Source organism: Acidithiobacillus concretivorus (genome assembly GCF_018853445.1).
Lineage (GTDB): Bacteria > Pseudomonadota > Gammaproteobacteria > Acidithiobacillales > Acidithiobacillaceae > Acidithiobacillus > Acidithiobacillus concretivorus.
This window is the reverse complement of record NZ_JABELD010000124.1, coordinates 1-8413: the sequence shown is the minus strand read 5'-3', so window position 1 is coordinate 8413 and position 8413 is coordinate 1. Positions and strand designations below refer to the sequence as shown.

Genomic DNA, 8413 nt, shown 5'->3' with positions numbered 1-8413 from the left:
CTTACTTACGCCTATTTGAGGAACAAGGCTTGCGGCCCCGGGTTATTATGGAGCTGAGCAGCAACGAAGCGATCAAGCATGCGGTGGCAAGCAGCTTGGGAATATCTGTTCTCTCCATTCATTCACTGGCACTGGAAGGAACCAGCGGTCCCATCGAAGTCCTCGAAACGGAACAGTTTCCTATCTTGCGGAAATGGTTTTTGGTCTATCCCCGAAACCGGCAACTCTCTCTGACCGCACAAAAATTTTTGGACTTCTCCGTTTCTCAGGAACAATTCATTACTAATCGCCTTGTGCAGTTATGGCCTGAGCTGGCTCAATATCTCTAGCCATTTCTGCGCAGGCTTCTACATTTATAAAAGTAAATCTATTTAATTTATATATTAAATTAGAATAAATAGTAAAATTTTATTATTGTCTTCCTCGGTCATCTGAACCTTGGAGGTAAGTATGCATTCACTAATTTCAATACCCTGGCTTGCAGGTGCATTACTGGCAGCAATGCCTGCCGGACTGATTGTTGCCGCCATTCCCAGTGCGCGGACGACACGGCAATCCGCTCTGTCCTATCGTTACCGCGTACGTTGGGCGGCAATAGCCGCTTTGCTGATAGCAATAGCGGCAGATATTGGTTTTTTTCTGGGTGCACGAAGTGATCTGATCATCACAGAAATCCCCCTTGCCGTTCTGCATTTCGATTTTCCCTTGTCAATTGCCGTCAATGGTTTAACTTTGCTCCTGGCTACCCTGGTGTCTTTCGTGATTGTCATGATTGCACAATACAGTGTTGGTTATCTGGATGGCGATCCTCAACAGGCCCGCTTTTTTCGCTTGCTTGCCCTCACCGGAGGCTTTTTCCTGATAGCCGTGGTTTCTGGAAATATCGGACTGTTTACTCTGGGCATCATCATCATGGGTTTCAGCCTGAACAAGCTTTTAAAATTTTATAGTGATCGGCCCAAGGCCATCATGGCAGCTCATAAAAAGTCGCTTTTTACCCGAGCCGCTGACATAGCTCTGGTAGTGGCTACGCTGCTCATCGGCCAGCAAATTGGTAGCCTTCAGTTCAGCGCGCTGCGCGACTTTGTAGCACATTCGCAAAGTATTCCCTGGGCGCTACAGCTGGCGGCCTGGTTGATTGTTATCACCGTGATTTTGAAAAGCGCACATTTTCCATTTCAAGGCTGGCTGATTCAGGTCATGGAGGCACCAACCCCGGTATCCGCACTAATGCACGCAGGTGTTGTTTATAGTGGCGCCATCATTGCTCTACGCACCAGCTCACTGTTAATTCGCGTTCCTGATGCATTGATTTTACTAGGCTTCATGGGTCTTGCTTCGGTGATTATTGCGTCGCTGGTCATGACCACCCAGACCTCCATCAAATCCATGCTGGCGTGGTCTACCACAGCCCAGCTGGGATTTATGTCACTGGAATTAGGCCTTGGACTATTTCCTCTGGCTTTGCTGCACTTGACGGGTCACTCGCTCTATAAGGCGCATGCCTTTTTGTCTTCGGGTAGTGTCACCGATCAATTGCGGCAAGTACCACCCGGGGGCAAGAAAATACCCGGCATGGTTTCGTGGCTATTGGCAACGGCACTTGGAGTACTGATTGCCGGAGGAGGTGCATGGTTTTTTGGAGAAAATCCACTCCAAAATCCGACCTGGTTCGCATTAGTGATCATTGTCGCGGTAGCTGTTTCGCAGATCATGATCAAGGGCTTTCTGTTCAACACAATGTTTGATCGGGTTACGTCCGTATTGGTTGCCATAAGTATGGGGCTTACCTATTTGATTTTACATACCCTATTTGTGTGGGGCTTCACGGCAGATCTGACCCGTTCCATGCCCGTTATATCGGCTTCTTATTGGACGCTGATTGGTCTGACAGCCTGTGGGTTTCTGGTACTGAGCTGGTTGCAGGGACCCGGCCGCAACTTGATGCCGCGCAAAATTCAGCTGGTTCTGTTTACCCATCTTTACAATGGGTTGTATACAGATTACTGGGTAGAGCAGATTTCGCATCGATTTTGGTCCGAGCGCGTCAGTGTGCAATTACCACGCAAAAATCTTGCTGTGGAATCCTTACAAACCATCGCACAAAACCAGGATATTCCTGAAAAGTCTGGAGGCGTACAATGAACACCACTCTCACAGAAAACACCGAACAACTTTTTGATCGGGTAATACGCCGTATTGCCCCGGTTTGGCCACTGGATAGCTTTGTTGCCGTCAACCCTTATTGGGGTTTTGCGGACCAGGCTTTTTCACAAGTAGCCGCACAGCTTCAGGAGACTGTTGGCGAGCGGGTGCTGATGGATCGACGCTGGTACGCAGACCTCCTGCAAACGGGCAAACTGGTGATGGCAGACATTCTGAGGGCGGCAGAAGATCTGGGCCAATCTACCGACGAAGATGCCTGGAGAGCTTATCTCCGCGAAAACACTGAATTACCCATGCGCCTGCCGAGGTTGCCGGAATTGATGGATCGTCGTGGTCACACTTCCATATCGCAGTACGTGGTAGAGCAGATCAGTCATTTTCTTGCAGCCTACTACGACAAGGGACAATCTTTATGGACTTTTCCCAAGGACTCCGGGCTGGGTTTATATGCAAACTGGCGGCAGTACACGCTGACAGATCGCAGCCTGGGTCCCTTGGGCCTCAAAAAAATTCGTTCCCAGCTTCTTACACTGCCTGCTGATGCCACAAAAGCCCGGATATGGGCTTCACAAAAACTGGCCATTCCAACCACTGCAGAAGAGGCATATTTACTGGTCCTCCTCAAATCCGTCGGGGGTTGGGCCAGTTGGTGTCGTTATCTGCTTTGGCAGGCAGAACTGCAGGGAGGCCAGCAGAAAGATCTTGCCGATCTTTTGACTATACGTATGGTTTGGGAAGCGCTACTCCGCCAGGTAGCCCCACCCAAGATTGTGGAACGTTGGCGTAAAAATATTGAGGGATGGATTATTGATAATAAATCTGCCGATATTGCAGATGCTGAACGTGGCGAAGTGTTACTCCGTGCTTCAGAAATAGCCTATCGTCGAGATGTGGCAAGCCAAATCCGCCGCAAACCCGTCAAAAAAACTGCCCGGAAAGCGCAAGTACAGGCTGCTTTTTGTATTGATGTCCGCTCGGAAGTCTTCCGTCGGCATCTGGAGGGTGTTTTGCCTTCACTGGAGACCATCGGGTTCGCGGGTTTTTTTGGCGTATTGCTGGATTATCAGCGACAGGGAGATCCTGAAGCGAGAACCCAGTCGCCCGTACTGCTCAACCCCGGAGTGCATGTTCAGGAAGAAGCGCCGGAAGTGGTGATTCAGAACCGATTCCGGCGCTTACGCCGGAGCGCGTCCTGGAAGCAGTTTAAACTTTCGGCCTCATCCTGTTTTTCGTTTGTAGAAACAGCCGGTTTATCTTATGTAGGTAAACTACTGGCAGACAGCTTAGGTTGGCACCGTGCCTCCATACCACCCGACGACGCCGGCCTAAATGCAGCTGAAAGAGCCAGTCTGCAATGTATCCTGCCCGCATCTTTGACCCTGCAGGAGAGAACCGCCATGGCTGAGTTCATTCTTAATGGTCTGGGTTTAAATAAAGGCATCGCACCCATCGTCCTGCTGGTAGGGCATGGCAGTTCCACGACCAATAATCCGCACCGTGCGGGTCTGGACTGTGGGGCTTGCGCAGGCCAAACCGGAGAGGTAAACGCCAAGGCTGCAGCGGGATTACTTAATGATATAAAGGTCCGGGAGGCTTTACTGCAAAAGGGTTGGGATTTGGATCCTGATGCCTGCTTTGTGCCTGCACTGCACAATACCACCACAGATCGCGTGGAGATTTTGGGCGAATGGCATCACTCCAGACTGGACAACACGCTTCTCAACGAATTACGTGAAGCACTGGATAAGGCGGCTAACCTGACCCGCTTGGAAAGGATGTTGCGCCTGGAAACGGACCTTCAGGATCATGAGGATGTCGCCAAAAACATGGACTTTCGCGGCCGCGACTGGTCGCAGGTACGTCCAGAATGGGCTCTGGCAGGTAATGCCGCTTTCATCGCAGCACCACGCTGGCGCACGAGGGAAATGAACCTGGCAGGACGTGCTTTTCTCCACGACTATGATGCAGCCAAAGATCCCGACTTTGCCGTCTTGACGCTGATCATGACCGCACCGCTGATTGTGGCCAACTGGATCAACATGCAGTACTACGGCTCTATTGTTGACAACCAGCGGCAGGGCTGCGGGAACAAGGTTCTGCATAATGTGGTGGGGGGCACTATTGGCGTTCTGGAAGGTAACGGAGGCGATTTACGTATCGGTCTTTCCGAACAATCCTTACGCGATAGCAATGGTGGACTTCAGCACGAGCCGTTGCGGTTATCGGCCTTTATTGAAGCACCAACAGAGGTAATGGATCGCATCATTGCGAGTAACGATGTTCTTGGTCAGCTTGTCAATAATCGTTGGCTGACTATTGTTCAAATTGCTCCTGATGGCAGTCTTTTGGAGCGGCGCGAGCCAAATCGGTGGGTATTGATATAGCTGTTTCGAGGGCATGGAGCAGCACTCCATGCCCCTATATAACACCCAAAAATCCTACGGAATCGGTTTCCAGAAACGCCAGAAAAGCACGTATGGTGTGCGACTGATAAGCTGGCTGTGGTCTGGCCATATATAAAGTCCACTGGATGCCATGCGGTGCAGGTAGACGTCGTGCCTCGACGCGCCAGTCTTTCCGGCAACGCAAGGCGGCGGCGGTTACAAAACCAATGCCCAGCCCTGCATCGACAGCAGCGCCGACCGCCTCAACACCCGTCACCTCAATAGACTGTCTGGGCGTCAATTGAGCGTCCTGAAAGGCCCGTTCGACGGAGCGACGTATTCCTGAACCCGACTCGCGCCAGATCAGAGGATAGGCCATCAGATCTTCCAGATTCAAAACATCGCGTTGCAACAACGCGTGCCCTTCTGGAAATATCGTCATGATTTCATCATCCAGCCAGGGGGTTACAGCGTAATAGGAAGGCAAGCCTTCCAGATCCAGGCCACCTTCCAGAAAAAATAAATCCCAGTCAGACAAGGCAATGTTTTCCCAGTCAATAATCCCTCCGCGCAATTGAATTTCCACATCAGGAAACTGCTGCTGAAAAGCAACCAGGCGTTCCGGTAAAAAATAGTTGGCCACAGTATTGGTTGCCGCAATGCGTAACACCCCGCTTTGCAGGCGCTGGCGACGTAAAATCATATCTTCGAACTCGTCGACAACTTCACGCAGACGTTGGGCGGTAGTTAGTAGGGCCTCACCAGCAGGCGTTAGTTGAATGCCGCGACCATGACGCATCGTCAAGGGTTCTCCGACCAGCTGGCTCAATTTCTGCAGTCGTTCCGTGACGGCCGGCTGGCTGCGATGCAGTACTCGTGCTGCTGCACTGATCCCGCCACTTTTGGCTACGGTCAGAAAGGTTAACAAAAGTTCTGTGTCCATATATCGCTATACCCGATAGGTTATATATATATTACCAATTTGACCTATGTATTTATACCCCGCATGATCGCCGCGTTTACTTCATCAGCATAGAAGCGGTTTCCTATTCATGGCTTTGTCACATAATGCTCCGGCAGCTTCCTCACTCAGCACCAGCATGGTATTGCTGTTGAACCTGGTGATTGGGCTCGGCCATTTTCTGGTGCTGTTCAATACTGGTGCCTATTTGCCCATGATACCCCATGTTGCCGGCAGTTTGGGGGTCAACCCGGATTTTGCAGATTGGACTCAGGCAGATTTTTTTCTGGCCATGGCCCTGGCCTTTCCGACTTCTCCCTGGTTTTTGCAGCGTTGGGGTGAAATGCGGGTTCTATCAGGCGCTTTCATCTTGTTTGCCCTTGCTTCGGCCATCTGCGCGCAAACCAGCCATTATGATGCATTTCTGAGTGCCCGTATTCTCCAGGGATTTTCGGGGGGGTTAACCATTCCAGTCTCCTTGCAGATTATCTTGCGCCATTATCAGGCGCATCGTCGTAATATTGGCCTGGGACTGTGGGGAGTGGCCGCCCTCACCCCGTTTACGTTGGGGCCGGTGATAGGTGGCTGGATTACCGACAGTATCGGTTGGCGTTGGCTGTTTTATATAAACATACCGATTGCCATCAGCGTGGCTGTCATTATTGCGATTCTGCTGTTCGGTCGGGAAATAGAACATCGTCATCCCCCATTGGACTGGCCGGGCCTGCTTTTGCTCCTGATTGCCCTGGCCACTCTGGAGACAGCCCTTAATGCCGGGGAAGTCATCAGCTGGTGGCGCTCCCAGACTATTCTTTTTCTCGGCAGCATCAGCCTGATCACACTGGTTTTTTTTGGGATTTGGGAATGGTATAGCCCACACCCCTTACTGGATCTACAACTCCTGAAACGCCGTAACTTTATGATCGGGAGCATTGTGCTGTTTTTCACCGCCCTGTTTTTTCAAGGCAGTATCGCTATTTATATTGTGGGGTTTCAGTTAGTCATGGGCTATACCGCCTGGATGGTCGGTCTATTGATATTACCCATGGCGATTTTTTCAAAAATCAGTTTCATGCTGACTCAACGCCTGCTGAATCATGTCGATGCACGCATTCTGGCTATTTTCTCCTTATTGGGGTTTTCTGCTGCCAGCTTTTGGGTTTCCTCCTACAATCACCCGGCTTCATTTAGTGAACTACTGTGGCCACAAGCTTTTGTGGGAATATTCTTAGGCAGTTTATTTCCATCCATTATTGCTATTGCCTTATCGGGATTATCTGGGCCCGTGGAAATACGCGGCACTACCTTTTTGAATATCTTGCGCTTATGTGGACAGGCCATGGGCATTCCCCTTATTGCCACACTTTTCGACCGAAGAATGATTTTTCATGCGCACTTTCTTGCTGAAGGCAACCGTACGACAACAGAACCATTCAATCCTTCGATAGGCAATATCCGCACTGCGCACGACATTACACATCATGCAGCCATGCTCGCCTTCAACGAAATATTTTATATAGCCGCATGGGGATTTCTGCTCGGCGCGGGTCTCGTGCTGTTCAGCAGACCGGTGGTTTACGCAGAACCGGATATTCGGGTGCGCCGTGCCATAGAAGAACTGGTGGATCTCTGATGAAAAAATCCATTCTTCTGCTGCTGCCATTGTTGCTGCTTGCGGCCTGTGCGCGCCTGCCTCGGCATCTTCCTGACGCGCATCTCGCCCATACCACCCAAATTCAACAGACCATGGCCCGGGCCGATCATCAATATGGAATCACGGCGGGTCCCTGGCCTGCACACCAGTGGTGGGAAGCGGCGCAAATGCCTGCTCTTAACCATCTGATTCAGGTTGCCCTTCGCGAAAACCCATCGCTGCAGCTTGCCAGCACCCGTATTCTGGCCGCCAAAGCCGTGACTGCAGAACAACAGGCCGCCCTCCTCCCGCAGTTTTCGGCGGGAGCGGCCCTCACCCAGGAGCATTTTTCACAGAATGGTTTGCACCTTCAGGCCAACGGCAAAAGCTTTACCTATACCGAAATCAACCCGCTAGAACTCCATTATCATCTGGACTTGTGGGGACGTGACAGCGATCAGATTCGTGCAGCTTTAGGACAAGTACGGGTTCACCAGGCGGATTATGCCGAGGCAAAATTACAACTGGAGAAACAACTGGCCTGGCATTATTTTTTGCTGGCAGGCGAAACACAGCAACTGCATCTGGCGGAGCATCTGGAAAACCTGCAAAAATCATTGTTACAACTGGAAAAACAACGCTGGCAGGATGGTCTGAGCAATGCCCGGCCGGTATATGCGCAGACAGAAACTTATGGCAGTGCGCAGCAGTCAGTCGCCCAACTGCGGGCAGCCATTGCGCAGCAGCGCTATGTATTGGCCGCCTTGGCCGGGCATGGACCCGATTGGGGACAACATATTGCCGTGGAACCATTACCCGATCTTTCCTCTATAGCTATACCCCGTAATTTACCCTTACGTCTTATTACGCATCGCCCTGACATTGTCGCGTCTCGCTGGGCAATAGAAGTCGCTGCGCAACAGGTCGGAGCCGCCCGCGCGGCTTTTTATCCCGATGTCAATATAGCTCTTTTTGCAGGATGGAACAGTATTAACCTGGGTGATTTATTTAGCCCTGGAAATCTGGCTCACGCCATTGGGCCGGTGGTATCCCTGCCCATTTTTGAAGGCGGAAGGCTCCGTGCCCATCTCAAAGCGCAAAATGCCTTGTATCTGGCCGCACAAGATCATTATCGCCACACCATTCTCAGCGCGGTGCGTGAAATTGCCGGGCATTTGGCCACCTGGCAAAAAAACCGCCAACAAATACAGGAACAAATACCTATGACCAATGCGGCCGGGCAGGATAGCGCACTAGCTACGGCCGCCT

General features: G+C 51.2%; 6 protein-coding genes. 5 read left to right on the top strand and 1 reads right to left on the bottom strand.

The genetic code is table 11. From position 1 onward, the window contains the following. The 3 genes from HJG40_RS13335 to HJG40_RS13325 form a co-directional block, all read left to right on the top strand. Positions 1-329, top strand: a 329-nt coding sequence (locus tag HJG40_RS13335) for a LysR substrate-binding domain-containing protein (protein WP_264317577.1), incomplete at its 5' end; no start/stop codon positions are given. Between the two features lie 121 nt (positions 330-450). Next, positions 451-2145: a proton-conducting transporter transmembrane domain-containing protein gene (locus HJG40_RS13330; RefSeq protein WP_215864649.1), complete on the top strand. Its 1695-nt coding sequence runs from the start codon at positions 451-453 to the stop codon at positions 2143-2145. Next, positions 2142-4550, top strand: coding sequence for a YbcC family protein (locus HJG40_RS13325; RefSeq protein WP_215864648.1), 2409 nt, complete (start codon positions 2142-2144; stop codon positions 4548-4550). Before HJG40_RS13330 ends, HJG40_RS13325 begins: the two co-directional genes overlap by 4 nt. A gap of 34 nt (positions 4551-4584) precedes the next feature. Here the strand turns inward: HJG40_RS13325 and HJG40_RS13320 are convergent, their stop codons facing one another. Beyond that, entirely contained in the window at positions 4585-5493 is a 909-nt protein-coding gene (locus HJG40_RS13320) for a LysR substrate-binding domain-containing protein (RefSeq protein WP_215864647.1), read from the bottom strand. Positions 5494-5602: 109 nt separating this feature from the next. Between HJG40_RS13320 and HJG40_RS13315 the strand changes: the two genes are divergently transcribed. Together HJG40_RS13315 and HJG40_RS13310 are read left to right on the top strand one after the other, a co-directional pair. Continuing rightward, entirely contained in the window at positions 5603-7144 is a 1542-nt protein-coding gene (locus HJG40_RS13315; RefSeq protein WP_215864646.1) for a DHA2 family efflux MFS transporter permease subunit, read from the top strand. Further along, positions 7144-8413: efflux transporter outer membrane subunit (locus HJG40_RS13310; protein WP_215864645.1), on the top strand; the 1270-nt coding region annotated here is incomplete at its 3' end. The genes HJG40_RS13315 and HJG40_RS13310, both read left to right, overlap by 1 nt.

Excerpts from the sequence above, each read along its gene's own strand:
- HJG40_RS13315 (WP_215864646.1), top strand. The coding sequence starts at position 5,603 with ATGGCTTTGTCACATAATGCTCCGGCAGCTTCCTCACTCAGCACCAGC.
- HJG40_RS13330 (WP_215864649.1), top strand. The coding sequence starts at position 451 with ATGCATTCACTAATTTCAATACCCTGGCTTGCAGGTGCATTACTGGCA.
- HJG40_RS13325 (WP_215864648.1), top strand. The coding sequence starts at position 2,142 with ATGAACACCACTCTCACAGAAAACACCGAACAACTTTTTGATCGGGTA.
- HJG40_RS13320 (WP_215864647.1), bottom strand. The coding sequence starts at position 5,493 with ATGGACACAGAACTTTTGTTAACCTTTCTGACCGTAGCCAAAAGTGGC.